A 23,990-nucleotide genomic window follows, 5' to 3' on the forward strand; every position below is an offset into this window, starting at 1 on the left:
ACATGACCGACATCAGGATCGATCCTCCCTTCGTCGCCGACGAGCCGACCATGCTGACCACCTGGCTGGACTGGCACCGCGAGACCCTGGCCGTCAAGTGCGAAGGCCTGAGCGTCGAGCAGTTGCGGCTGCGTTCGGCGCCGCCCTCGACGATGTCGCTGCTCGGGCTGGTCAGGCACATGGCCCATGTGGAGCGCGTGTGGTTCCGCCGCGTGCTCGACGGTCAGGACGTGCCGCTGCTGTACAAGACCGACGACCCCGACGCCGACTTCAACGACGTGGACGACGCCTCGGCCGACGAGGCGTTCGCCACCTGGCGTGCGGAGGTCGAGCACGCCAGGCGGCTCTCGGCCGGTGTGCCGCTCGACGCCGTGGGCAAGGCGCTGCGCCACGGGCAGGAGTGCTCGCACCGCTGGATCCTCGTGCACATGATCGAGGAGTACGCCCGCCACAACGGCCACGCCGACCTGCTGCGCGAACGCATCGACGGCCGGACCGGCGAGTAGCCCTCAGGCGACGGTGCCCGCCGTCCCGTCGACGGTCACCGTGGCGCCGTCGGCGATGCGCTCGGTGGCGTGCGCCACGCCGACGACGGCGGGAATGCCGTACTCCCTGGCCACGACCGCGCCGTGCGAGTTGGCCCCGCCCATCTCCATGACCAGCCCGCCCGCGGTCAGGAACAGCGGCGTCCAGCCGGGGTCGGTCGAAGGGCAGATGAGGATCTCGCCCGGCTCCAGGTGCGCGCCGAGCGGATCGAGGACGACCCTGGCCCGGCCGGTGACGCTGCCCGACGAGGCGGGCGTGCCGGTGAGCGCGCCGTCGGGCGCCGGGTGGGCCGCACTCGCGACCGCCTCGGGCTCGGTGCCGTCCGACAGCAGCACCCTGGGCACGTGCCTGCGCCGCAGCTCCCTGGCGTGCACGGCACGGCGTTCGGCGACGGTCGCGACCAGGGCCGCGCCCTCCAGCCCGGCCTGCGCCTCCCGCAGGGTCAGGAAGAACACGTCGTCGGCCCGCCCGACCCGCCCGTCGGCCGCGAGCGACTCCCCGACCAGCAGCAGCTCACGCCGCATCGCCGCGACCAGGGTGACCAGGTAGAACTTGGGCAGCTCGCGCAGCCCGGCCAGCTGCCTGGTCCGGCCGAGCGCGAACCTGACCACCCGCCCGCGCAGCCCGCCCGCCCTGCGGCCGAGCTCGGCGATCATGCGTTCGGCCTCGGCCGCTCCCTTGGCGAACTGGGCGTCGGGCGCGAGCGCGGTGTCGTCCAGGCGCAGGTAGTTGGCCAGGACGCCGATGATGTGCGTGGGATCGTCGGACCAGCGCGGCACGCCCATGTCGATCTCGGCGACCGCCCGATGCCCGTACCTGGCCAGGAAACGCCCGAGCCCTTCGGCGATCACACCGGGCAGCGCCTCCCCCTCGCCCAGGTACCTGCGTGCCAGCCCGGCCGCCGGTTCGGCACGCAGCACGGCGGCCGACGCGGCGTCGGCGCGGATCCGCTGGGCCAGCCGCCACAGCTCCAGGTCCATCTCGGTGGTCACGTTGTACGGCAGGCCGCGCAGCACGGTCGGCAGGTCGCCGGGCCTGGCCCGCTCGCCGAGCAGACGTGCGGCCAGGCCGAGCATGGCGAATCCCATGCCCGCCACCGGGATGAGCTCGGGCACGAGCGCGGGCAGCTCGGTGAGCAGGCTGCGCCGCACGCGCTCCAGCCGCTGCTGCGGGGTGTCTCCGGGGCGAGGGACCAGCCTGGCCTTCAGGTCGAGGCCGATGCGCTCGACCCGGACCCTGGCCGCGCGCGGGTTGCGCAGCGCGCGCAGGGCCTTGCCCGGCATGCCGGTGCGCAGGGCGAGCCCGCCGACGCGGCGCGCGAACGGCAGTGGCGAGCGACGCGTGAGGCTCAGCTCCCGCTCGCCGAACAGCCCGCGCAGCACGACCGCCGACCTGGCCTCCATGACGTCGAGCACGGCGGGCAGCAGCGTGCGCCCGACCCGGCTGCGCAGCACGCCCGTCACGTCGACGAACAGCCTCTCCCCCGCGACCGCCAGCACGTGTGCGCCCGCGAGCGGCTCGGCGACCGGGAACCCGGCGAGCCTGGCCGCGCCCGAGGTGATCAGCCGGAAGCCCGCCACGCACATGGGCGTGAACGGCCGCTCCACGCCCTGGGCGACGTTGACGGAGAAGTACACGCGCATCCCCGATGGGCCGCCTTCGGGCAGCGGGTAGAGCGTGGTGATCGGCCTGGCCTGGGTCAGCCAGAGGCGGCCCGTGTCGTCCAGCGCCCACTCGGTGTCCTGCGGCGCGCCGTAGTGCGCCTCGACCTCGGCGCCGAGCGCGGCGAGCGCCAGGACCTGCTCGTCGCTCAGGCAGGCCCGCATGTCGCCTTCGGGCTCGTCGTTCGTCAGGTGCTCGGTGCCGCCGCCCGGCAGCGACCGTATGACCGTGCGCTTGTCGCCGATGCGGCGCTCGGTGATACGCCCGGCGGCGACGACGAAGTGGTCGGGGTTGACCGCGCCCGACACGACCGACTCGCCGAGTCCGGGCGCCGCGTCGATGACGGCCTGGTGGCGGGTGCCCGTGACCGGGTTGGCGGTGAACATGACGCCCGCGACGCTTGCGTGCACCATGTCCTGGATGACGACGGCCAGCCGTACGGCGCGGTGGTCGATGCCGTTGGCCGTGCGGTAGGCGACGGCACGCGCGGTCCACAGCGAGGCCCAGCATCGGCGCACGGCGTCCAGGACGGCGTCCGGGCCGACGACATTGAGGTAGGTGTCCTGCTGACCGGCGAAGCTGGCGTACGGGAGGTCCTCGGCGGTGGCGGACGAGCGCACGGCGACCGGGCCCGTGGCGGCCTGCCGCACTGCTTCGGCGATGTCGGCGGGGACGTCGGCGGCCAGGACGAGGTCCCTGGCGGTCGCGGCCAAGGCGGCGCTGTCGTCGCCCGCGTGCTCCAGCTTGGTCAGGACCTCCTCCAGCGCGCCGCCGACGACGCGGGCGTAGGCGTCGGTGGTGACGACCAGGCCGGGCGGCACGGGCAGCCCCGCCCTGGTCAGGACGCCGAGGTTGGCGGCCTTGCCACCGACGAGGGGGAACATCTCCGGCTCGATGTCGGAAAAGGCAACGATGAGCGTCATCGCGGAGTCTCCTCGCTGGACGTCTGGTTAAAAGTCATCGTCTGATGAAATAACCGCCCGCGCAAGGCTCACACCCCGGTGAGCCGCGTCACCTTCCGGCCTGTGCGAGCGCTGTGCGGCGGCGAATCCCCAGATACGGAGCGCACTACTGATAGCGCCACGGATGTTTCATCCCGCCCGCCGACCTACGTTCACGGCAGGGGCCTTCGCCGCAGGATCCCGCCCCGTCACGGTCACCTGCGGCTCGCCGGCCCCGGAACGAGAACCGGTACGAGCACTGCGGCAAAGGAAAAGTCATGACCGCCACGATCGAGTCCGGCACGGACGAGGCGCCCGAAGGCCGGCACAGCGGGGGCCGGACCAGATTCGACCAGTATCCGAGCACCGTGGTGCGCTCGTGCCGCACCCACCCGGGCGTGCAGACGACCGGCTCGTGCCCGGCCTGCGTCCGCGACATGCCTCAGCCCCAGGAGGAGCCGGAGCCCGTGGAAACGAGCACGGAAGCGGGCACGGAAGAGAGCACGGAAGAGCCGCCACTCAGCGTCACCTAGACGTGCGGGGGCTGGGCCGGGCGGGCGCGGCGTGTTCAAGTTCAGCTATGACGACCGCGAACTCTCCCCTCCTGGCCTACGACCCCGCGACCGTGCGCCCCCTCTATCCCGCGCTCGCCGACGGCGCCGCCTACCTCGACGGCGCCGCGGGGACGCAGGTGCCCAGCTCCGTCATCGATGCCATAGCCGAGGCCTACCGCGCCGGTCTCGGCAACGTCGGCGGCGCCTTCGCGGCCAGCCGCCGCGCCGACGCCGTCGTGGCCGCCGCCCGTCAGGCCCTCGCCGACCTGACGGGCGGCCAGGCCGAAGGCGTGATACTCGGCCCGAACATGACCACACTCACCTACCGCCTGTCCTACGCCCTGGCCAGGACCTGGCGGCCGGGCGACGAGATCGTGCTCTCGCGCCTGGACCACGACGCCAACGTCAGGCCGTGGGTCCAGGCCGCGGCCAGGGCGGGCGCCGTCGTACGCTGGGCCGAGGTCGAAACGGCGACCGGCGAACTCCCCGCCGGGCAGTACGCCGAACTGGTCGGCGAGCGCACCCGGCTGGTGGCGCTCACCGCGGCCAGCAATATCCTGGGCACCAGGCCGGACGTGGCCGCCGTCGCCGCGCACGCGCACGCGGCGGGCGCGCTGACCTTCGTCGACGGTGTGCACGCCGCCGCGCACGGCCCGGTCGACATGGTCGCGCTCGGCGCCGACTTCTACGCCACCAGCGCCTACAAGTGGTCGGGCCCGCACGTGGGCGCCGTGGTCGCCGATCCCGCCCTGCTGGCCGGGCTCGAACCCGACAAGCTGGCCTCCTCGCCCGACCGGGTGCCCGAACGCTTCGAGACCGGCACGGCGCCCCTCGCCGACCTGGCGGGAGTCGCCGCCGCCGTCGACCATCTGGCCGCCCTGACACCCGCCCGCGGCAGCAGGCGCGAACGCCTGCTCGCCTCGTCCGCCGCGGCCGAACGGCACGAGCTGGAGCTGCTGGAGGTCCTGCTGGCCGGGCTGGCCGAACTGCCGGGCGTGACCCTGTACGGCGGCGCGGCGGCCAGGACGGCCACGGCGTACTTCACGCTCGCCTCGCACACGCCGAGGCAGGTGGCCGAGCATCTGGATCTCGCGGGGGTCAATGTGTGGAGCGGGCACAACTACGCCTGGGAGCTGACCGCCGCGCTCGGCATCCGCGACAGCGGCGGGGCCGTACGCGCCGGGCTCGTGCCCTACAACGACCGCTCCGACGTCGACCGGCTGCTGGCGGCGCTGGCCGGCCTCGTCTAGGCGGCACGGGCGCGCGCCTCGCCCGTGCGGCGGGGCGCGTGCGCCTAGGATCGTGCGGGTGAGCGCGAATCCGCCTGCCGTACCCTCCTCAGGCCCCGGGCCGGCGCAGGCGACGCGCGACCCCTACGACGTCTACCTCGGGTCGCTGACCGGGGAGCAGTCGCGGCGCACGATGCGCGGCTGCCTCGACCGCATCGCACGGCTGCTGACCGGGGTCGAGGGCTCGACGGGTGCCGGGCAGCCATGGCACCTGCTGAGATACGAGCACACGGTACGGCTGCGCACGCTGCTGGCCGAGCAGGGGTGGTCGCCCTCGCATGTCAACAAGCACCTGGTGGCGCTGCGGCGGGTGCTCAAGGAGGCCTGGCGGCTCGGCCTGATGAGCGCCGAGGACTACCAGCGTGCGATCGACCTGCCGACCATCAAGCACACCAGGCTGCCGACCGGTCAGCACATCCCGCCCGAGGTGGTCGGCGCCGCGCTCGCGGCCTGCGACGACTCGACCGCCGGACGGCGTGACGCCGCGCTGCTCGCGGTGCTGTACTCCACCGGCTGCCGCAGGGCCGAGGTCGCCGGGCTGGCGCTGGCCGACTACGACCCCGGCGGCCGTTCGCTCCGGGTGCGCGGCAAGGGCGACAAGGAACGCCTGGTCTATCTGACGACCGAGGCGGTGTCGCTGGTGGAGCGCTGGCTCGCCGCGCGCGGCACGGCCAGGGGCGCGTTGTTCTGCCCGGTGAGCAGACAGGGCAGGCTGCGCATGCGCGAGGGCGGGCCCGCGACGATGACGGGCCAGGCCGTGGCCGACATCCTGCATCGGCGGCTGAGCGAGGCGGGCGCGGCCAGGCGCACGGCGCACGACTTCAGGCGCACGTTCATCGGCGAGTTGCTGGACGCGGGCGTCGACCTGGCCACCGCGCAGGCGCTCGTCGGGCACTCCTCGCCCGCGACCACGGCACGCTATGACCGCCGCCCCGAACGCCGTCGCCGCGAGGCCGTCGACCGGCTCACGCTGCCGGCGCCGAAACCGCTCTAGAAAAATAGTGAAATCGATGCGGTCGCACCGGTAATTTCCGCCGACTTCACCTCCCGCATTCGCCCGATAACAATACGATTTTTCGCGATATTTCGTTATTCATGGGCTCTGACCTGCCCGAACAGCATCGTACAAGTCAGCTCCAAGAGATCGACAAGCCGCCGCCAGCAATCTCTGCCCCCGGAAGGCCGTCGCACCAGCGGGACGCGACGGCGAGCACCAGGAGGGGGCGACTTTTGAAACTAGGCGAAACGCACATAAAGCCGACGCAGGCCTGGTGGGCGGCGGGAACCAGTCTGTCCGAGCGCACGGCGAACCCCGGCGACCACACACCGGCGCAGAGCCCAGAGAACCCCGACAGCCCCGAGAGCGCGGCCACGCGCTGGCGGCTCGAGCAGTGGCAGGAACGCCACGAGCTGCGGCAGAACGGCCAGTTCGACAGGCGGCTCGCGGCCACCGGACTCACCCTCGACCGGCTGCGCGCCCTGCTGGAGGAGCCGCCCGCCGCCCTGGAGGCCAGGCTGGCCAGGCCGGTGTGGGCCGACCAGGTCGCCGACGCGATCGGCGCACCCGACGAGCCCGACGCCGCCGACGGACCGGCCGGCACGCTGACGCCGTTCGCCAGGCCCGCCCTGCACCGCATCCGCGCCGCACTCACCCCTCTCACCCCGGCCTGCGACGTGGGCACCCTGCTGGCCGGTTGGTCGGAACGGCTGCACCGCGGCCTGCTCGACCTGGCCGGACGCACGCTCGTCCTCGAACTCAACGTGCTGCGCGTCAGCGGCCACCTGCTCGGCGAGACGCCGCAGGAGCGCTATGCCAACTTCGTCCGCCACTTCAGGCGAGCACAGGCGCGGGCCGCCCTGTGCGAGGAGTACCCGGTGCTGGCCCGGCTGCTGGCCCAGGAGGCCGACCAGTTCGCGACCGGGCAGGTGGAGATGCTGCGCAGGTTCGCCGCCGACCGCGCCGACGTCGTCGCCCACCTGCTCGACGGCGCCGACCCCGGCGCGCTGAGCGAGGTGAGCCTGGGCGGCGACAGCCACCAGGGCGGCAGGTCGGTCGCCGTGCTGACGTTCGCGAGCGGCGCCAAGGTGGTCTACAAGCCGCGCCCGCTCGGTGTGCACCGCCACTTCAACGACGTGCTCGCCTGGCTCAACGACCGGGTGCCCGGACTCGGCCTGACCAGGCTCGGCGTGCTCGAACGCGACGGCTACGGCTGGGTGCGCTTCGCCGAGCACCTGCCGTGCGAGGGGCCCGAGGCCGTCGACGCCTACTACCACCGGCTCGGTGCGCTGCTGGCCGTGCTCTACGCCCTCGACGGGGCCGACTTCCACTGCGAGAACCTCATCGCATGCGGCGACCAGCCCGTGCTCGTCGACCTGGAGGCGCTCTTCCATCCGGCGTTCGAGCCTTCGGCGCCCGAGTTCCGCGGCGATCCCGCGCTGGCCGCGGCCGAGGCGTCGGTGAGCCGCAGCGCCCTGCTGCCCGTCCTCATGGTCGGCGACAGCGGTGTGATCGACATGTCGGGGCTCGGCGGCGACAAGGACGCCCTCATCCCGATCAAGGCCCCTGCCTGGGCCGACGCCGGCACCGACATGATGCGCCTGGTCCGCGACCACCCGGTGTTCACCGGCAGGCAGAACCGCCCGCACCTGGCGGGCGAGGACACCGTGCCCGAGCCCGCCGACCACCTGCCCGCCCTGCTGGCCGGGTTCGGCAGCGCCTACGACGCCATCGCCGCGCATCCCGAGGAGATGGTCGCGCTGATGCGGGCGTTCGCGGGCGACGAGGTGCGCGTGGTCATGCGCGCCACCCAGACCTACGCCACGCTGCTCGGCGAGTCCACCCATCCCGACCACCTGCGCCACGGCCTGGACCGCGACCGCATCCTGGACTACCTGTGGGCGCTCTCGCGCGACGACGAGGTCACCGAGCGCCTGATCGAGCACGAGGTCGCCGACCTGTGGCGCAACGACGTGCCGATCTTCATGACCAGGCCGGGCAGCACCGACCTGCTCACCTCCGACGGCTCCCGCCTGGAGGGCCTGCTGCGCGAGCCTCCGCTCGACCGCGCCGTACGCAAGGTCCGTGCCATGGGCGCGAGCGACAGACGGCGTCAGGAGTGGATCGTCAGGGCCTCGATGATCAGCCGCGACACGACGGGCATGACCGCCTTCATCGGCACGGCCGAACCCGGCACCGGGCCCGACACCGCCGCCACACCCCAGGAGCTGGTCGCCGCCGCACGCGGCATCGCCGATCTCATCGCCGACCAGGCCTGGCTCGCGCCCGGACGGGCCAACTGGCTCGGCCTGGAGATGCTCGACGACAGGTACTGGGCGCCGCAGCCGCTGCGCGGAGAGCTGTACGGCGGCTATGTCGGCGTGGCGCTCTTCCTGGCCCAGATCGCCGTCGCCACCGGCGAGCAGCGCTACGCCGATCTGGCCCGCGCCGCCGTCGCACCGATGCCGCACGTCGTCGACCGGGCGGCCGACCGCCCCCTCATGGGCGCCTACAGCGGCCTGGCGGGCTCGGTGTACGGCATGGTGCACCTGGCGGCGCTCCTGGACGACCCGGCGCTGGCCGACGCGGCCGAGCCGGTGGCGCTGCTGTGCGCCGAGGCCGCCGGGAGCGACGACATGCTCGACGTCATCGGCGGCAGCGCGGGCACCCTGGCCGCCATGCTCGCCGTGCACCGGGCCACCGGGCTCGGGGCCGCCTTGCGTGCGGCCGAGGCGTGCGCCGAGCGGCTCGTGGCCACGGCGGCGACCATGCCTGACGGCTTCGCCTGGCACACCGCCATGCCCTCCTCCCAGCCGCTCGCGGGCTTCTCGCACGGGGCAGCGGGCATCGGCTGGGCGCTGATGGCATACGCCGACGCGTCGGGGGACGCGGCCTGTCGCGGCGTCGCACTCGGCGCGTTCGCCTACGAGCACAGCCTGTACGTCCCCGAGCGGCGCAACTGGCCCGACTTCCGTGAGGGGGTGGGCGGCGACGGCATCCTGCACGCCTGGTGCCACGGCGCTCCCGGTGTCGGCCTGTCCAGGCTCACGCTGCCGGGCGACCCGGACCTGGCCAGGGCGCTGGCCGCCGAACTGGCGCACGGGCCGATGACCAACCACAGCCTCTGCCACGGCGAGCTCGGCAATCTGGAGCTGCTGCTGCGGCTGCGCGAGCACCCGGAGGCGGCGCACGCGCTGGCCGTACGCGGTGGCAGGCTGCTGCGCGACCTGCGCACGCACGGCCCCCGCTGCGGCGCGCCCGGCGACACCGGCACGCCCGGCCTGATGAACGGCCTGGCCGGGATCGGGCACGGGCTGCTGCGCCTGGCCGCGCCCGACGACGTGCCCTCGGTGCTGCTGCTGGAGCCGCCCACGGCGCGGGTGTCGCGCTGATGGCCCGGGTACCGCTGCGCCACCAGCTCACCACCACCGAGTGCGCCGCCGCCTGTCTCGCCATGATCGCCAGCTACCACGGCAGGGACACCAGGGTGGCCGAGTGCCGCGACCTGCTCGGCATCGGGCGCGACGGCGTCTCGGCCGCCCATCTCGTCGCCGCCGGGCCCAGGCTCGGCCTGCACGTGCGGACCGAGCGCGCGGCCATCGGGCGCGACCTGGACGAGCCGCTCATCGCCTTCCTCACCGAGCAGCACTTCGTCGTGGTCGAGCGGGCCGACGCCAAGCGCGTGCGGATCGCCGATCCCGGCTCGGGGCGCGCCTGGCTGAGCCGGGCCGACTTCGACCGGCGATACAGCGGCGTCGCCGTCAGGGTCACCCCGGCCTCCGGGTTCGTCAGGCGGCGCACGCCGATGCGCGACCGGCTGACGATGCGCTACCTGCGCGACTTCGTCGCCATGCCGGGCAGCAGGCCGCTGCTCGTCGCGGTCGTCGCCTGCGCGATCGTGCTCAAGCTGCTGGCGCTGGTCCTGCCGCTGGCCACCCAGCAGGTCGTCGACAGCTTCGCGCCCGGCAACCGGGCCGACGTGCTGCCCGCCTTCGTCGCGGTCGTGGCGGGCACCACGCTGATCGCCGGGCTGATGACGCTGCTGCGCGAACTCGTCGTGCTCACCCTGCGCATCAGGGCCGAACGGGTGCTGGGCAGGCGGCTGATCAGGCACATGTTGCGCCTGCCGCTGTCGTTCTACATCCAGCGCAGGCGCGGCGACCTGCTGGCCAGGCTCGGCAGCGTCTCCACCACCAGGGAGAACGTCACCCAGCGGCTGCTGACCACGGTGCTCGACGTCGCCCTGCTGACCGGGTACCTGGCGGGCCTGGCGCTGATGGCGCCGGGCTACGTGCCGATCGTGGTGACGCTCGCGGCCGTGCAGGTGCTCATGGTGGTCCGCGTCTCGCCGAGGGTCGGCGCGGTCTACCAGCGGGAGCTGACGACCAAGGCCGAGGAGCAGAGCTACCTCACCGAGACGCTGGAGGCGATCGTCCCGGTCAAGGCCAACGGCGTCGAGCCGAGGGCGGAGGCGCACTGGAGCGTCCTGCTGGAACGCTACTGCGAGGCGGTGATCGCACGCAGCCGCATCACCGCCGTGCTGGACGCCGTCAGCCAGGCGCTGTCGACGCTCGCGCCGCTGCTGTTGCTGCTGTGCGGGCTGGTGTTCGTCCTGTCGGGGCAGATGTCGCTCGGCACGGCGCTGGCCGCCAACGCCGTCGCGCTCGCCGTGCTCGTTCCCGTCCAGGCGCTGGCGAGCACCGGGCAGAGCTATCCGATGCTGCGCAGCCAGATCGAGCGCGTGTACGACATCGTCGACTCCGTCGAGGAGCCGACCGGCGTCCTGCGGCTGCCCGAGGGCGCGGCGAGCCGGGTCGAGGTGTCGGGCCTGACCTTCCACTACCAGGCCGACGCCCCCGCGGTGCTCAGGGACGTGTCCTTCACCGTGCCCGCCGGGTCCAAGCTCGGCATCGTCGGCCGTACCGGGTCGGGCAAGTCCACCATCGCGCTGCTGGTGCTCGGCCTGCTCAGGCCCACGCACGGCGTCGTGCGCTTCGACGGGCAGCGGCTCGACGACCTCGACATCCACCACCTGCGCTCGCGCTGCGGCGCCGTGCTGCAGGACCTGAACCTCTTCAACGGCTCCATCAGGGACAACCTCACGCTGGGCCGCCCCGACGCCGACGAGGCCGACCTCGTACGGGCGGCGCGCATCGCCGGGCTGCACGACGACGTGCTCGCCATGCCGATGGGCTACGGCACGCTGGTCGGCGAGGCCGGGGCCGCGTTGTCGGCCGGGCAGCGCCAGCGTGTCGCCCTGGCCAGAGCCCTGGTGCACCGTCCTCGTCTGCTCATCCTGGACGAGGCCACCAGCCACCTCGACCCCGACACCGAACGCCGCGTCGACGCGGCGCTGTCGCGGCTCGAGGTCACGCGGATCGTCGTCTCACATCGGTTGAGCGCGGTCCGCGACGCCCACCAGATCCTCGTGCTGGACAGGGGGCGCGTGTGCGCCCTCGGCAGGCACGAGGAGCTCGTCGCGCAAGGAGGTGTCTACAGCAGGCTCTTCGCCGATCACCTGATCCATCCCTCTCAGGGACAGGCCAGCCGGCCTGCCCCCATCGGTTAAGGAGTAGCGGTATGTCCGAGCGTGAGCTCATTCAGCAGTGGAAGTCCCCGCACCTGCGCGGCGCGGAGGCCACGCACCCGGCGGGCGAGGTCGTCCTGGACGACCTGATCGTCGGCGGCCGGCCGAAGACCGAGTTCTTCTGGAGCGTCGGCTGCTGCCCGACGTACACCAAGTCGGAGAACTGCGGCGGCGGTTTCTGACCCGCCTTTCCCTTCCGCACACCTACACACAAGGAGTTGCCATGTCCGATCACGAGCTCGTCCGGCAGTGGAAGAACCCGCACGCCCGTTCCGCCGACGTCGAGCACCCGTCGGGTGACGTCGTCCTGGCCAGGTTCCTCGTCGGCGGCCGTCCTCCGGCCACCGAGGGGTGGGACACCTGGGGCTGCTGCAAGACCTCGTGGAGCTTCTGCACCATCGTCTGACCGTCCCCGCCACCATCACGAAGGAGAACGCTCACATGTCCGGACAGGACCTGATCGAGCAGTGGAAGAACCCGCACACCCGTACGGCCGGCGCCTGGCACCCGTCGGGTGAGGCGGCCCTGGAGGAGCAGCTGGTCGGCGGCAAGATGTCGATCACGTACGTGATGTTCACCTACGGCTGCTGCAAGACGTCCATGAGCGTGTTCTGCGGCTGATCCCGCCCGCGTTCGTGAACCGTCCAGCGCCTCGGGTGCGATCCGAGGCGCTGGACGCCCGGCCTCGACCGGATTCACCACAGGACAGGCTGGCATGCCCGTCCCTCGCCGTAAAGCCGTAAAGGAGTACACGTGACAGCCGATCACGAGCTGATCCTGCAGTGGAAGAACCCGCACGCCCGTGCGGCCACGACCGCGCACCCGGCAGGTGAGACGGTCCTCGACCGTTTCGTCGTCGGCGGCGCGCCGCGCAACACCGAAGAGCTCAACACGATGCGCTGCTGCCCGACGCTCAGCGGTCCCATGTGCGGCTTCGCCCCGCTGTAGCCTCCAGGCCGTGAACGCCCGTCCCCGCGCCGCGCGGGGACGGGCCTTCCGGTCCCGAGGCAGTGATCACGAACGTTAACCGCCTGCTTATCGCCGTTCTGCGGGAATGGGGGCATGCGCATTCTGGTGGCCGAGGACGAGCGGGTGCTGGCCGACCTGGTGGCCGAAGGGCTGCGGCGGCAGGCGATGGCGGTCGACGTCGCCTACGACGGCGAGACGGCCCTGGCGAGCCTGGCGATCACCTCCTATGACGTGCTCGTCCTGGACCGTGACCTGCCGCGCAGGCACGGCGACGACATCTGCCGCGAGCTCTCCCAGCGCGGCGACCCGGTGCGCATCCTGATGCTGACGGCCTCCGGCGCCGTGCACGAGCGCGTCACCGGGCTGAACCTCGGCGCCGACGACTACCTGGCCAAGCCGTTCGCCTTCGACGAGCTGGTGGCCAGGGTCAGGGCACTGGCCAGGCGTGCCGGGCCGCCGCTGCCGCCGGTGCTCGAGTTCGGCGGCATCACCCTCGACACCGCCCGCATGCAGGCCTTCCGCGAAGGCCGCAGCCTGACGCTGACCCGCAAGGAGTACGGCGTGCTGGAGGTGCTGATGCGGGCGCGCGGTGCGACGGTGAGCGCCGAACAGCTGCTGGAGCGGGCATGGGACGAACACACCGACCCGTTCACGACCGTCGTCAAGGTGACGATGAGCAAGCTGCGCGCCAAGCTCGGCCCGCCCTCGGTCATCGTCACCGTCCAGGGCAGCGGGTACCGCTTGTGAGGTCACGGCGGCCGTGGCCGATGCCGCGCGGCTCGGTGCGCCTGCGGATGACCCTCCTGTACGGCGGCGTGTTCACCGTGATCACCCTGGGTGTGCTCGTCGTCGCCCAGCAGTTCCAGGTGATCGCCGTCGGCCGGTCGCTGCAGGACATGCCGCAGTTCTCGATGAGCGAGGTGCCGTGCGAGCTGCGCCCGCCCGGCTCCTCCTGCGCCGTCATCCCCTACGCGCCGCCCGGGGCCGTGCCCGAGGGCGCCGCCGACGCCCTCGACCGCACGGCCGCGATCGAGCAGGACCTGGTGCACACCCAGCGCGTCATCATGCTGGGCACACTGGGGGTGATCGCGCTGCTGGCGTTCACGGTGTGCTGGTGGCTGACGGGTCGGCTGCTGCGACCCCTGCAGCGCATCACCGCGACCGCCCGCAGGCTGTCGCTGTCCACGCTGCACGAACGCATCGCGCTCACCGGCGCGCAGGACGAGCTCAAGGAGCTGTCCGACACCTTCGACGCCATGCTCGACCGGCTGGAGCGCGCGGTGGAGGGCCAGCGGCGCTTCGTCGCCAACGCCTCGCACGAGTTGCGCACGCCGCTGGCCGTCCAGCGCACCGCGGTCGAGGTGGGCCTGGCCGACCCCTCGCCCGAACGGCTGGCCTGGGTCAGGGCCGAGCTGCTGCGCAACACCGAGCGCTCCGAGCGCCTCATCGACGGGCTGCTGGTGCTGGCCCAGGGCGAGCGCGGTCCCGGCGTCCGCGCTCCGGTCGATCTGTCGGTGCTGGTGGAGACGGCCGTGGCCGAGGAGCACGCCGCGGCGCTCGCCTCGGACGTCACCGTGTCCGTGCTGATCGTATCGCGTCCGGTCGTGGTCTCCGGGGATGAGGTGATGCTGGCCAGGATGGTGGCCAATCTCGTGCAGAACGCCGTCAGGCACAACCACGCCGGGGGCCGGGTCAGCGTCTCGCTCACGCGGGAGGCCGGGCTCGCCGTCGACAACACCGGTCCTCAGGTGCCCGCCGAACGCGTCGGGGAGCTCTTCGAGCCCTTTCGCCGACTGCGCCAGGACCGGACCGGCTCGGGGGACGGCGCCGGGCTCGGCCTCTCGATCGTCTCGGCCATCGTCGAGGCGCACGACGGCTCGGTGCGGGCGGTGGCCAATCCGGGCGGCGGGCTGTGCGTCACCGTGACCCTGCCCTAGCGTCGGCGCAGGGACGCCTCCAGCAGGGAGGGCGGCGTGTCGTACTTCTCCTCGGGCGCCAGGTCGACGCCGGGTGCGACGATCGCGTCGACGGCGTCGAGCACGTCCGCGCTCAGCACCGTGTCGGCGGCGGCGAGCTGGGCGCGCAGGTGTTCCACCGTACGGGGGCCGACGAGGGCGCAGGTGACGGCCGGGTGCGCGGCGACGAAGCCGAGCGCCAGCTGGATCATCGTCAGCCCGGCCTCGTCGGCGACGACGGCCAGCCGTTCGACGGCGTCGAGCTTGGCGCGGTTGACGGGCACGCTGGTGTCGAAGCGGTGCGGCATGAACCGCGACCTGCCGGTGGTGATCGGCCTGCCCTCGCGGATCGCGCCCGACAACCAGCCCGAGGCCAGCGGGCTCCAGACCAGCACGCCGAGCCCGTACTCCTCGGTCACCGGCAGGACGTGCGCCTCAGCCGCGCGCTGCAGGATCGAGTAGCCGGGCTGTTCGGTGACGTAGCGGCTCAGGCGGCGCTCCCTGGCCGCCCACTGGGCCTGCACGATGCGGTGGGCGGGGAAGGTCGAGGAGCCGAAGTAGCGGATCTTGCCGGCCCGCTGCAGGTCGGTCAGGATCGACAGCGTCTCCTCGTCGTCGGTGGCGGGGTCGGCGCGGTGGAGCTGGTAGAGGTCGACGTGGTCGACGCCGAGCCTGCGCAGGCTGTCGTCCAACGCGGTGGTCAGCCAGCGGCGCGAGCCGCCTTTGCGGTTGCGCTCGTCGCCCATCGGGGTGCCCGCCTTGGTGGCCAGCACGATGTCGTCGCGGCGTCCGGCGATGGCCTTGCCGACCATCTCCTCCGACTCGCCCGCGCCGTACATGTCGGCGGTGTCGATGAGGTTGACGCCTGCCTCCAGGGCGGCGTCGACGATGGCGGTGGCCTCCTCCTGTGTGGTGCCGCCGATGCGGCCGAAGTTCATCGCGCCGAGTGCGAGCGAGCCGACCTGCACGCCTGTGCGGCCCAGCGTACGGTACTGCATGGGTGTCTCCTTGGTCGTCCGGCGCCATGGAAACGGGACAGCGTCCCGCTTTACTCTCCGGACGATACGGAACGACGTCCCGTTTAGCAAGCCGGGCAGAGGAGAAAGTGGCGTGGTGAACGACAGCGACCCCGGCGTCGAGTGCACGGGCAAGCCGAAGCGTGCCGACGCGAAGCGCAACGAGGCGACCCTGCTCGACGCCGCCGCGGCCGTCTTCGTGACGTCGGGCGTCGAGGCGCCGGTCCGCGACATCGCGGCGCGGGCAGGCGTCGGCACAGCCACCATTTACCGACATTTCCCGACCCGGGCTGATCTCATCATCGCGGTGTACCACCACCAGGTCGAAGCCTGCGCCGAGGCCGGGCCCGCCCTGCTGGCCAGCAGTCCGAGCCCGCATGCCGCACTCGCCCGGTGGGCCGACCTGTTCGCCGGATTCCTGGTCACCAAGCACGGCCTCGCCGCCGCGCTGCAGTCCGACGAGGCCGGGTTCGCCGCCCTGCACACCTACTTCGTCGACCGGCTCGTGCCCGTGTGCGGCGCCCTGCTGAAGGCCGCGGCCGACTCGGGCGAGGCCAGGTCCGACGTCCAGCCGTACGAGCTCATGCGGGGCATCGGCAACCTGTGCATCGGGTCGGGCACCGACCCGCGCTACGACGCGCGCCGCCTGGCCGCGATCCTGGTCGACGGCCTGCGCACTCCCCCGGCGTGACGCTCAGATCGCGGCCAGCGCCTCGGTCGGGGTGAGCCGGGCCGCACGCCTGGCCGGGTACAGTCCGGCCAGCACGCCGACGAGCACCGAGGCCGCCACGCCACCGCCGATCGCCCGCATCGGCAGCACGGGCGGCCAGCCCCGGTAGGCGGCGAAGCAGAGGCAGACGACCAGCCCGGCGAGCACGCCCGCCGCCGCGCCGAGCGCCGACAGCACGACGGACTCGGTGAGGAACTGCAGCCTGATCTGCCCCCGCGTGGCGCCGAGCGAGCGGCGCAGGCCGATCTCCTGACGGCGTTCGAGCACCGAGATCACCATGATGTTCGCGATGCCGACCCCGCCCGCCAGCAGGGCCACCCCGCCGAGTCCGAACAGCAGCGCGTCGAACGCCTCGTCGGCCGCCGCCTTCGCCACCAGGGCGTCGGACGGACGGCTGACCCGCACCTCCTCCGGATGCTCGGGATGCACGGTGGCCGCCATCACCGCACGCACCGACGGCACGCGGCCCTCGTCCGAGCGCGCGTACAGCGTCGTCGCACGGCCGTCGAACCCGAGCTGTCGCGCGTACGACCAGCCGACCAGCGCCGAGCGGTCGATCTCGGGAGCCAGCGGCAGCCGTTCCAGGACGCCGACGACCGTGAACCACCGGCCCGCGATGTAGACACGCCCGCCCGCGCGCTCGCCCCCCAGCCGGGAGGCGGCGATCGCCCCGAGCACCACGACCGGGTAGCGCCCCGTGGCGTCGTTGAGGAAGACACCCGACCCGACCGAGCCGTTCAGCGCGACCGCGAGATCGCTCCTGGCCGCCTGTACGGCGATGCCGTTGGTGGTGGCCGGTGCGATCCGGTCGGTGCGCCTGACGGTGGCGTGGGGCACGACGCCGGTCACCGACACGCCGACGACGCCCGGAATGCGGGCGGCCATGCGCTCGGCCGTGTCCGGGAGGTGCGAGGGCTCGCCCAGCAGCGTGCTGCCGGGCGAGACGGTGAGCAGGGTGGTGCCGAGCCTCTGGATCTCGGCCAGCAGTCCGGCCCGTGCGATCGTGCTGATGCCGACCAGGCCGACCATGGCGGCGACGCCGACCGCGACACCGAGTGCGGACAGCACCGCCCGCATCGGCCTGGCGCGCAGCCCGTCCACGCCCACCAGGACGAGATCGGCCCAGCGGAGCCCGGCCGGTTCCGGAAGAGCGATCATGACAGGCTTCCCTCCAGCGGCGCTGCGGAGTCGGCGTGCATCCGGCCGTCGCGGATCTCGACACGCCGGGGCAGCGACGCGGCGACCTCCCTGTCGTGGGTGATGACCACGACCGCGGTGCCGTCGCGGTTCAGCTCGGTGAGCAGGTCGAGCACGCCGGATCCGGCGGCCGAGTCCAGATTGCCGGTCGGCTCGTCGGCCAGCAGCAGCGGCCGTTCACCCGCCACCGCGCGGGCGATCGCCACCCGCTGCCGCTCGCCCCCGGACAGCTCGTGCGGCCGGTGGTGCAGCCGATGGCCGAGCCCGACCCGCTCCAGCGCGACCTGGGCCTGGCTGCGCCGCCGCGTCTGCGACAGGCCGTGGTAGAGCAGCCCGGTGGCCACATTGCCCAGCGCGGTGAGGTGAGGGGTGAGGAAGAACTGCTGGAAGACGAAGCCGATCCAGCGCGCCCGCACGGCGGCCAGCCGCCCGTCGGTCAGCGTGGCCACGTCGTGCCCTCTGAGCAGCACCCGCCCCGTGGTCGGCCGATCCAGCGCGCCCATCAGATGGAGCAGCGTGGACTTGCCCGACCCCGAAGGCCCGGCGATCGCCACCATCTCCCCCGCCGCGATCCTCAGCGACACCCCGCGCAACACCGCCTCCGTCCCCGCGTACACCTTGCTCACCCGCTCCACCGCGACGACGGGCACCCGGTCCGCACCGCTCACGCTCGGGGCCGCCTGCACGGCGGGCGCCTGGTTCTCGCCGCTCACGATCGGAGCGCCCTGCACGGCGGGCGCCTGGTTCTCGCCGGTCATGATCGGGGCACCTGGACCCGGGCGCCCTCGCTCAGGGCGCCGCTCACCTCGACGTCGCCGCCGTCGAAGATGCCCAAGGTGACCGCCACCGAGCGCACCGCGCCCGTCGCGCCGACCACGTTCACCGCGTAGCCGCCGCCGGGCCCGGCCAGCAACGCCTCGACCGGTACGGCCAGCACGCCCCTGTGCTCGGTGCCCGCGAACCCGACGGTGACCGGGGCCGCGTCCAGGCCGCCCGCGCCGCGTGGCTCGTCGAGGGCGATGGAGACGGTGACGGTCGCGCTCTCGGTGCCCTGCCCGGTCTGGGCCCGCGCGCCGCCGGGCCCGGATGTCGCCACCCTGCCGACCCCGGTGACGCGTCCCCTGACGACCTTGCCGCCCGGCAGGGTGACGCGCACCCTGCCGCCGCGCCTGGCGACGCCCTGCTCCCCGACCGGTACGGGGACGGTGACCAGCCGTTCGCTGCCGCTCGCGGTGAGCAGGACCCCGGCGGCCTTCGCGCCGGGCACGGCCTTGACCGCGACCACGCGGATCGCGCCCGGCGCCAGGACGGCGTCGCCGGGCCTGACCACGCCCGTCCTGGTGACGCCGACGGCATGCTGCCAGCGCATGACCGCTCGTGCGGTGGCCCAGGTGAAGGTGCGGTCGACGGTCATGGCGAGCCCTCCGGCGTGGCCGAGCGCCCTGAGGTTGCGCTCCAGGTCGAGCACGTCACGGCCGGGGGTGACCCCTTGTCGCAGGTCGCGCCAGAGCGGTGCGGAGCCGTAGAGGAGCGGCACGCTGTGGCCGTCGACCTGGTGGACGCGTTCGCCTCGGGTGATCGTGTCGCCGGGCTCCGGCAGCCAGGTGATCACTCCGCCTCCGGCCCCGAGCACGGTGTGCCTGCCCGCGTAGCCGAGTGTGCCGTCCATGTCGCGTATGTCGACCATGTCGGTCCTGATCACCTGGGCCGTGGGCAGTGCGGGGGGAGCCGGTGGCGGTTGGCCACCGCCCGAGCGCAGTACGTACGCCCCTCCGGCCACGGCCACGGCCAGGACGACGCCCCCGCCCAGCAGCGCACGCCCCCCACCCCTGCGATCCAGCATCCCGGCCTCCCGTCGCACGACTGCACGGCGCTCAGCCTGCCCGGCGACCGGTTTCGCCCGGGTGAACGCGGGCGTTGACCCGGGCGAAACCGGTCGCGGGTCATGGTCGTGCCATGAAGAGACTCACGGTCATGGTGCTCGCCGCCGCGACGCTCACCTGGAGCGGGTGCGGGGCGGGCCGGGAGCGGGCGCCCTCGACGGAGCAGGAGGACCTGCGCAAGATCCGGCAGTACGCCGCCTGTATGAAGAAGCACGACATCGACATCCCCGTGCCCGTACCCGGCGAGCCCGCGCCCGAAGGGGTGCGCACGTTCGACGCGGCCGATGGGAGATACCGCGCCGCCGACGCCGTCTGCGCACGGTACGCGCCCGCGCCGCACATCGAGGGCGAGCTGTCGCCCGAGCAGGAGGCCTGGGCGCTGAACACCGCCGAATGCCTGCGCGAGCAGGGCGTCGACGCCAAGGACCCCGCGCCGGGCAGCATCGACGTCACCCTCGGCGAGGACCCCGGCGTCACCCAGGAGCGCCTCGCCGCGGCGTTCAGGACGTGCGACAGGCGCTGGCCCGCGCCCGACTGACGGCCTAGCCGAACTGGCCGGGCTGGTAGTCGCCCGCCGGCATCTGGACGATGACATTGGCCCGGTTGAAGGCGTTGATGAGGGCGATGAGCGAGACCAACGCGGCGAGCTGGTCCTCGTCGTAGTGCTTGGCGGCGTTCGCCCACGCCTCGTCGGTGACGCCGCCCGCCGCGTCGGCGATGCGGGTGCCCTGCTCGGTCAGCTCCAGCGCGGCGCGTTCGGCGTCGGTGAACACCTTCGCCTCACGCCAGGCCGCGATCAGATGCAGGCGTTGCGCGCTCTCCCCCGCGTGCGCCGCGTCCTTGGTGTGCATGTCGGTGCAGAAGCCGCAGCCGTTGATCTGGCTGGCGCGGATCTTCACCAGCTCCTGCGTCGCGTGCGGCAGCGTCGTGCCCTCGATCACCTTGCCCGCCGCGATGATGTGCTTGAGGAACTTGGCGGTGACGGGGTTGCCGAGCATGTTCAGCCGAGCATCCACGATGCCCTCCTTGGTGGTCGCTGTCGGTGCGTTCACCACAAGGACGACATGGCCCGGCGAGATGTGACATCGCCGGATGTGACATACGCCACCGTGTCAGAGCAGCCGTCTCAGAGCAGCCGTCTCAGAGGCGGTGCAGCCGCGTCGGCGTCGGGCCCGCCCGCAGCACCTGACCGGCGAGCTTGTCCGCCTCCCCCCGGTACAACGGCTCCAGCCGCCAGCGCCGGAGGATGGTGGCCAGGATCGCCGGCATCTCCAGCATGGCCATGTCGTCACCCGGGCAGCGCCTGGCCCCCAGGCCGAACGGGATGTAGGAGAACCTCGTGTCCGGCCCGCCGCGACCCGGCAGCCAGCGGTCCGGGTCGAACATCTCGGGCGCGGCGAACAGCGCCGGGTTGTGATGCTGGGCGTAGGGGCTGACGACCACGGTGGTCCAGGCCGGGATCGGGTGCCCGCCCAGGCTGGTGTCGGTGTTCGACTTGCGCATGAGCACCCAGCCGCCCGGATAGAGCCGCAGCACCTCCATGCAGAAGCGCCTGGTGTAGTCGAGGCGTTCGAGATCGGCCTTGGTCACCGGCCGGTCGGCGAGCACCGCCTCGACCTCGTGCCGCATCCGGTCGTAGGCGCTCGGGTACTCGCCGAGCAGGTGCAGGGCGAACGACAGCGCCCCTCCCACGGTGTGCGAGGAGCCGATGAGCAAGGCCATGCAGTCGTCGACGCACTCCTCGTGCGTGAGCCGGTCGCCGTCGCCGCCCTCCCGTGCGGCCAGCAGCATCGACAGCGCGTCGCCGTGGTCGACCCCGGCCGCCCGGTAGTCCTCGATCACCTGCCCGACCAGCTCGCGCATCCGGCGGGTGGCCCGGTCGAACCGCCGGTTGGCCGGGGTGGGCAGCCGCTCGGTGACGAAGGCGAACGGCGAGACCGTGCGGCGTACGACGGTGTCGAGCACGAAGTCGAGCGAACGATGGATCTCCCGTACCAGCTCGGCGCCGAGCTCGGTGGCGAACATCGTCCGGCCGGCCACCTCGACGGCCAGCACCGTGATCTCGTGGGTCAGGTCCACCTCGTCCTGGTCCCGCCAGAGGCCGACGGCGTTCTCGGTGACCGTACGGATGATCTCCACATAGCCCGGCATCCGCGAGGAGTGGAAGGCGGGCTGCATGAGCCGCCGATGCCGCCGGTGTTCGACGACGTCGGACAGCATCACACCGTGGCCGAGTATCGGCACCAGCTTCTCGAAGTGGGACCCCCGGTCGAACTCGCGGATCTGGTCGACGAGCACGCGGCGGGTCAGCTCCGGATGGTTGACCATGTAGGCGAGGCTGCTGCCGAGCCTGATCTCCACCAGATCACCGTAGGCGTTCTGCCGTTCGAACAGCTCGAACGGCCGCCTGAGGAACTCCAGCCCATGGCCGACCAGCGGCTTGCCGCCCGGCAACCGGCCCAGCGTGAAGGTCTGATCCACATCGTGCTCCGCTCAGCCGCCTGGCTCGATCAGGGAGGTGAACACGGCCGCGTCCACGCGCGGGCGCGGTTCGGCGTCGTGCGAGGCGGCGGCGTGGTAGCGCCGGGCCAGCACGTGGAAGTCAGCGTTGCCGCGCACCAGCGCCCGGCACGCCCGCAGGCACCGCTCCACCTCGGCACCCGCCACCCCCTGCGCGCTCGCCGCGGCCCGTACGGCCTCCTCGGCGGCCAGCACGTCGCGGACGTAGGCGCGGGCCATGTCGAGGGCGCGCCCGAGTGCCTCGGCGGCGCCGCAACGGTGGTGCGAGCGGATCACCGTCACCATGTTGTGGCCGTAGCCGGCCTCGCGCTCCTTCTCGGCGGAGAATATGTCGTTGCATATTCCAACGTGATCGGCCGCCGCCGCCCGTAATGCCGACCACTGCGGCAGCGCTCTCGCGGCCGGGGGCAGGTCGACGCCGATCATCGCCTCCATCAGGTCCAAATACAGCGGAGTGCCCACGGCATTACGGCGGTGAATGCGATATTCGGCGATGCCGGGTAATCGGCCGTGCCGCCTGTCCACGGCCTCGGTGTGATAAGTCAGCAGCCAGGCCCTGATATTCGCCGCGGTCGAATTCACCCATCCGGCCGACCGTTCCGCGACGATCTCGGCCCACAGTCCGGCCATCGCCAGGGGAATCGGCGCACGGGCCACGGGCCTGCCGTCGAGCACGTCGATCAGCACCGAGAGCGCCGCGTGGCAGCGGGCGGGATCGCGGCCGAGCGGACCGTCGTCGAACTCGTCGTCGGTAAGGAATCCGAACGCCGTCCAGCGGGCCAGCCAGGTCAGACGCGTCGCGTCGCAGGACGGGCTGACCAGGGCCGCCATCAGGTCGGGTTGCGCCCTGCGCAGCAGTTCACGCCGTGCGGCGTCGGCGACCAGCCCCTGGCGCGTCGCCCACTCCCACATCCCGGCGCTCGCGGCGGGCAGGGCGGGATTCACCCCGCACGAGGGAATGGGCATGAACAACTCGGGCCTGGCGCCGCGTTCGTCGTGTGCACCGGAGAAAAGCGGAAGCACGTCGTTCATCGGCGTCTCCTCGCCCGGAAAAAGCTGCGGGGTGTCCCGTTCAAATCCGGTGTGCTGTAATCATCAGTGAAGCACCCGGCCGATCCCTCATCAATGGCCTCCGCCCCACATCTTTTGCGCATCACCAATCGTGTCAGAAGCAGATAGTGAATGTGTCAGCACGCACGGCGGCGACGCCGGCCCCGTTTCAGGAAAACGCGGTTCCCATGACCATGCTGTCCTCCACTCCCTCCCATGCCGACGCCGTCCGCTCCTACTACGAGGGCAAGACGGCGGCGCTGCTGCGCAAGTACGGTCCAGGGCCGGTCGTGCACTATCACATCGGCCTGTTCGACGACGGCGGCGAGCCGACCAGCACAGCCGACGAGCCCACCCTGCGCGCCCGGATCGCCGGGGCGCAGCAGGCCCTGGTCGAGCGGGCCGCCGCCGAATGGGACGCGCCCGCGACGCTCGGCGGCGAGATCGCCGACATCGGGTGCGGGCTGGGCGGCGGTTCGATCCACTGGGCCAGGCGCTGTGGCGCGCGGGTCACGGCCGTGACGGTGGCGGGCGAGCACGCGCCGCTGATCCGCGCCTTCGCCGCGCAGTGCGGCGTCGGCGACCGGGTCACGCCACTGGTGGCCGACGCGGCGCATCTGCCCGCACGGCTGTCGTTCGACGCGGCCGTCGCGATGGAGAGCATGTGCTACATGCGGCGCGACCTGGTCTTCGCCGAGCTCGGCCGGACCGTCAGGCCGGGCGGCTGGCTGTGTGTGCAGGACGTCTTCCTGGCCGATCCGGCGCTGCGGGCCGACTTCGACGGCTACTGGAAGACCAGGATCGGCGATGTGGCGGAGTACCTCTCCCATGCCGAGCGGGCGGGCTTCACGCTGGACCGCGATCGCGACGTCACTCCCGCCACCACCGCGTTCTGGGTGCACAGCATGGCGTGGAACGAGGCCAGGCTCCGCCAGGTCGAGCGCACCGACCCCGCCGAGTGCGCCAGGCTGACCACCTCCATCCGCTGGCAGGCCTTCTTCCTGCGGGCCTGGCTCGACGGCGGCATCTCGGTGCGCCTGCTGCGCTTCCGCAGGCGCGGGCGGGGCTCGTCGGCGTAGACCGTCCTGGTGCTC

General features: G+C 72.6%; 23 protein-coding genes. 15 read left to right on the forward strand and 8 right to left on the reverse strand.

The window, feature by feature from the left end; translation table 11 throughout:
- Positions 1 to 2: 2 nt before the first annotated feature.
- Positions 3 to 506 carry a DinB family protein gene (locus ACTWNK_RS25940; protein WP_474307140.1) on the forward strand — a complete coding sequence of 168 codons (504 nt, stop codon included), beginning with the start codon at positions 3 to 5 and terminating at the stop codon, positions 504 to 506.
- Positions 507 to 509: 3 nt separating this feature from the next.
- Here the strand turns inward: ACTWNK_RS25940 and ACTWNK_RS25945 are convergent, their stop codons facing one another.
- On the reverse strand, positions 510 to 3,131 hold the full coding sequence (locus ACTWNK_RS25945) for a PEP/pyruvate-binding domain-containing protein (RefSeq protein ID WP_474307141.1): 2,622 nt from the start codon (positions 3,129 to 3,131) through the stop codon (positions 510 to 512).
- 296 nt (positions 3,132 to 3,427) lie between these two features.
- Between ACTWNK_RS25945 and ACTWNK_RS25950 the strand changes: the two genes are divergently transcribed.
- The 11 genes from ACTWNK_RS25950 (at position 3,428) to ACTWNK_RS26000 (ending at position 14,482) form a co-directional block, all read left to right on the forward strand.
- Positions 3,428 to 3,682, forward strand: coding sequence for a hypothetical protein (locus ACTWNK_RS25950; protein ID WP_474307142.1), 255 nt, complete (start codon positions 3,428 to 3,430; stop codon positions 3,680 to 3,682).
- Between the two features lie 47 nt (positions 3,683 to 3,729).
- A complete protein-coding gene (locus tag ACTWNK_RS25955) occupies positions 3,730 to 4,953 on the forward strand; it encodes a cysteine desulfurase-like protein (RefSeq protein WP_474307143.1) in 1,224 nt (407 codons plus the stop codon).
- Between the two features lie 58 nt (positions 4,954 to 5,011).
- Positions 5,012 to 5,986 (forward strand): tyrosine-type recombinase/integrase, encoded by a 975-nt coding sequence (locus ACTWNK_RS25960; RefSeq protein ID WP_474307144.1) that lies wholly within the window; start codon positions 5,012 to 5,014, stop codon positions 5,984 to 5,986.
- A gap of 236 nt (positions 5,987 to 6,222) precedes the next feature.
- Positions 6,223 to 9,381 (forward strand): type 2 lanthipeptide synthetase LanM family protein, encoded by a 3,159-nt coding sequence (locus ACTWNK_RS25965; RefSeq protein WP_474307145.1) that lies wholly within the window; start codon positions 6,223 to 6,225, stop codon positions 9,379 to 9,381.
- Complete coding sequence (locus ACTWNK_RS25970) at positions 9,381 to 11,558, forward strand: peptidase domain-containing ABC transporter (RefSeq protein ID WP_474307146.1); 2,178 nt, start codon at positions 9,381 to 9,383, stop codon at positions 11,556 to 11,558. The genes ACTWNK_RS25965 and ACTWNK_RS25970 overlap by 1 nt, the downstream gene beginning before the upstream one ends.
- 11 nt (positions 11,559 to 11,569) lie before the next feature.
- On the forward strand, positions 11,570 to 11,758 hold the full coding sequence (locus tag ACTWNK_RS25975; protein ID WP_474307147.1) for a hypothetical protein: 189 nt from the start codon (positions 11,570 to 11,572) through the stop codon (positions 11,756 to 11,758).
- Positions 11,759 to 11,799: 41 nt separating this feature from the next.
- Positions 11,800 to 11,982 carry a hypothetical protein gene (locus ACTWNK_RS25980; RefSeq protein WP_474307148.1) on the forward strand — a complete coding sequence of 61 codons (183 nt, stop codon included), beginning with the start codon at positions 11,800 to 11,802 and terminating at the stop codon, positions 11,980 to 11,982.
- Between the two features lie 35 nt (positions 11,983 to 12,017).
- A complete protein-coding gene (locus ACTWNK_RS25985; RefSeq protein WP_474307149.1) occupies positions 12,018 to 12,197 on the forward strand; it encodes a hypothetical protein in 180 nt (59 codons plus the stop codon).
- Positions 12,198 to 12,329: 132 nt separating this feature from the next.
- Complete coding sequence (locus ACTWNK_RS25990) at positions 12,330 to 12,524, forward strand: hypothetical protein (RefSeq protein ID WP_474307150.1); 195 nt, start codon at positions 12,330 to 12,332, stop codon at positions 12,522 to 12,524.
- A gap of 114 nt (positions 12,525 to 12,638) precedes the next feature.
- Positions 12,639 to 13,292 (forward strand): response regulator transcription factor, encoded by a 654-nt coding sequence (locus ACTWNK_RS25995; RefSeq protein WP_474307151.1) that lies wholly within the window; start codon positions 12,639 to 12,641, stop codon positions 13,290 to 13,292.
- A gap of 20 nt (positions 13,293 to 13,312) precedes the next feature.
- Positions 13,313 to 14,482, forward strand: coding sequence for a sensor histidine kinase (locus ACTWNK_RS26000; protein WP_474307152.1), 1,170 nt, complete (start codon positions 13,313 to 13,315; stop codon positions 14,480 to 14,482).
- Here the strand turns inward: ACTWNK_RS26000 and ACTWNK_RS26005 are convergent.
- The gene (locus ACTWNK_RS26005) at positions 14,479 to 15,498 is read right to left on the reverse strand and encodes an aldo/keto reductase (RefSeq protein ID WP_474307153.1); all 1,020 of its coding nucleotides are present in this window, start codon (positions 15,496 to 15,498) and stop codon (positions 14,479 to 14,481) included. The two genes, ACTWNK_RS26000 and ACTWNK_RS26005, sit on opposite strands and share 4 nt — an antisense overlap.
- A gap of 115 nt (positions 15,499 to 15,613) precedes the next feature.
- Here ACTWNK_RS26005 and ACTWNK_RS26010 point away from each other — a divergent pair, with 115 nt between their 5' ends.
- A complete protein-coding gene (locus ACTWNK_RS26010) occupies positions 15,614 to 16,207 on the forward strand; it encodes a TetR/AcrR family transcriptional regulator (RefSeq protein WP_474310985.1) in 594 nt (197 codons plus the stop codon).
- Between the two features lie 3 nt (positions 16,208 to 16,210).
- Here ACTWNK_RS26010 and ACTWNK_RS26015 read toward each other — a convergent pair whose 3' ends face one another.
- From ACTWNK_RS26015 to ACTWNK_RS26025, 3 genes are read right to left on the reverse strand one after another with little or no spacing between them, the layout of a single operon-like run.
- Positions 16,211 to 17,404 (reverse strand): ABC transporter permease, encoded by a 1,194-nt coding sequence (locus tag ACTWNK_RS26015; RefSeq protein WP_474307154.1) that lies wholly within the window; start codon positions 17,402 to 17,404, stop codon positions 16,211 to 16,213.
- The gene (locus tag ACTWNK_RS26020; protein ID WP_474307155.1) at positions 17,401 to 18,201 is read right to left on the reverse strand and encodes an ABC transporter ATP-binding protein; all 801 of its coding nucleotides are present in this window, start codon (positions 18,199 to 18,201) and stop codon (positions 17,401 to 17,403) included. The genes ACTWNK_RS26015 and ACTWNK_RS26020 overlap by 4 nt, the downstream gene beginning before the upstream one ends.
- Positions 18,198 to 19,286: a peptidoglycan-binding protein gene (locus tag ACTWNK_RS26025; RefSeq protein WP_474307156.1), complete on the reverse strand. Its 1,089-nt coding sequence runs from the start codon at positions 19,284 to 19,286 to the stop codon at positions 18,198 to 18,200. The genes ACTWNK_RS26020 and ACTWNK_RS26025 overlap by 4 nt, the downstream gene beginning before the upstream one ends.
- Before the next feature lie 113 nt (positions 19,287 to 19,399).
- Between ACTWNK_RS26025 and ACTWNK_RS26030 the strand changes: the two genes are divergently transcribed.
- Entirely contained in the window at positions 19,400 to 19,864 is a 465-nt protein-coding gene (locus ACTWNK_RS26030) for a hypothetical protein (RefSeq protein ID WP_474307157.1), read from the forward strand.
- A 4-nt stretch (positions 19,865 to 19,868) separates the two neighbouring features.
- On the opposite strand, the gene ACTWNK_RS26035 is transcribed toward ACTWNK_RS26030, so the two are convergent.
- From ACTWNK_RS26035 to ACTWNK_RS26045, 3 genes are all read right to left on the reverse strand, one after another.
- A complete protein-coding gene (locus ACTWNK_RS26035; RefSeq protein WP_474307158.1) occupies positions 19,869 to 20,342 on the reverse strand; it encodes a carboxymuconolactone decarboxylase family protein in 474 nt (157 codons plus the stop codon).
- 124 nt (positions 20,343 to 20,466) lie between these two features.
- The gene (locus tag ACTWNK_RS26040) at positions 20,467 to 21,807 is read right to left on the reverse strand and encodes a cytochrome P450 (protein ID WP_474307159.1); all 1,341 of its coding nucleotides are present in this window, start codon (positions 21,805 to 21,807) and stop codon (positions 20,467 to 20,469) included.
- 12 nt (positions 21,808 to 21,819) lie between these two features.
- Positions 21,820 to 22,878, reverse strand: coding sequence for a terpene synthase family protein (locus ACTWNK_RS26045; protein ID WP_474307160.1), 1,059 nt, complete (start codon positions 22,876 to 22,878; stop codon positions 21,820 to 21,822).
- A gap of 206 nt (positions 22,879 to 23,084) precedes the next feature.
- Here ACTWNK_RS26045 and ACTWNK_RS26050 point away from each other — a divergent pair, with 206 nt between their 5' ends.
- Entirely contained in the window at positions 23,085 to 23,975 is an 891-nt protein-coding gene (locus tag ACTWNK_RS26050; protein WP_474307161.1) for an SAM-dependent methyltransferase, read from the forward strand.
- Positions 23,976 to 23,990 lie beyond the last annotated feature (15 nt).

This window comes from Nonomuraea sp. IBHARD001 (assembly GCF_056106265.1).